Origin of the sequence: Comamonas sp. GCA5 (assembly GCF_036541385.1) — a bacterium.
Taxonomy (GTDB): Bacteria; Pseudomonadota; Gammaproteobacteria; order Burkholderiales; family Burkholderiaceae_C; genus Comamonas; species Comamonas aquatica.
This window is the reverse complement of record NZ_JAZHFR010000189.1, coordinates 1-1208: the sequence shown is the minus strand read 5'-3', so window position 1 is coordinate 1208 and position 1208 is coordinate 1. Positions and strand designations below refer to the sequence as shown.

Sequence of the window (1208 nt, the reverse complement as noted above, 5' to 3'; positions counted from 1 at the left end):
CACGCTGGCGCCCGCTGCGCGTGCGCTGCAGATGGACCGCGCCAACCTGCAGCGCCTGGCCAAGCGCCTGGGCCTGCTGGCGCCCAGCGCAACGACCCCGCCTTCGGCAGCGTCGTGAGCGCACCCCCGCCCTGTCCGCTGGGCGGTGCGCGTGGAATACCCCCCAGGCATGCTCTTAATTTGGCGTTAAGGGCCGGGGCCGAGCATGGCGCCCATCGCTTCTCCGTGGGCCGCCCCGGCGGTTTCCCCCTATGCTCGGACCTTCCTCGCTCACGCCTGCGGCCTTGCCGCAGCCGCCTTCCGCCTTCCCCGTCGCGGGCCGCCTGACGGCCCACACGCCCTGCGATCCGCAGCGCGCCGAGGTCGAGCGGTGCATCCGCCAGACCTACGCGCAGCGCTATGGCGCCCTGGTTCCGGCCTTCGCCCCGGTGCTGCTGGCCCTGCGCGAGGGCGGGCAGGTGCTGGCCGCCGCCGGCTACCGCCGCGCGGCCGATGGCCCGCTGTTTCTGGAAAGCTACCTCGAAGCCCCGGTGGAGCAGTTGATCGCCGCGCAGGCCGGCCGCCCCGTGGCACGCGCCCAAATCGTGGAAGTCGGCCACCTGGCCGCCCCGCGCCGCGGCGAGGGCCGGCGCCTGGTCCAGTTGCTCGGCCCATTTTTGCTGCACGAAGGCTTCGACTGGGTGGTGGGCACCGTCACGCAGGAGCTGCAGCTGATGCTGGTGCGCCTGGGGCTGGTGCCCCTGGTGCTGGGCCCGGCACACCCCGATGCCCTGGGGGACCAGGCGCAGTACTGGGGCAGCTACTACCAGCACACCCCGGTGGTGCTGGCCATCCACCTGCGCCGTTCACTGCGCCAGTTCCTGGCCCGCCGCGTGCGCGCCATGACCCGGGAGGCGACATGAGCCGCATGCCGCCCCCCTACCACGCCGGCGCCGTGGCGCTGGACAACGGCCGCCAGCGCTGGACCTTCGCCGAGCTGGACCACCTGCGCGCCGACATGGCCCGGCAGTTCAGCCACCTGGGCACCCGGGTGCTGGCCAGCTTGCTGGACAACGGCCCCGCCTGGGTGGTGGCCGATGCCGCCGCCCGGGATGCGGCGGTGGTGCACGTGCCGCTGCCCGCCTTCTTCACGCCCGCCCAGATCGCCCATGCCCTGGCGGTGGCCGGGGTGGACACGGTGCTGACCGTGCCGGCGCGGCCGCCCGCTG

2 protein-coding genes are annotated in these 1208 nt (G+C 74.2%); both read left to right on the top strand.

Features of this window, described 5'->3' with window-relative positions; all coding sequences use genetic code 11:
* The first annotated feature begins 251 nt into the window (after positions 1–251).
* Positions 252–902, top strand: coding sequence for a thermostable hemolysin (locus tag SJH88_RS19150; protein WP_274755393.1), 651 nt, complete (start codon positions 252–254; stop codon positions 900–902).
* On the top strand, positions 899–1208 hold a 310-nt coding region (locus SJH88_RS19145; protein ID WP_274755392.1), incomplete at its 3' end, for an AMP-binding protein. The genes SJH88_RS19150 and SJH88_RS19145, both read left to right, overlap by 4 nt.

What these genes read in the sequence shown, in the direction of transcription:
- SJH88_RS19150 (WP_274755393.1), top strand. Translation starts at nt 252, where the DNA reads ATGCTCGGACCTTCCTCGCTCACGCCTGCGGCCTTGCCGCAGCCGCCT.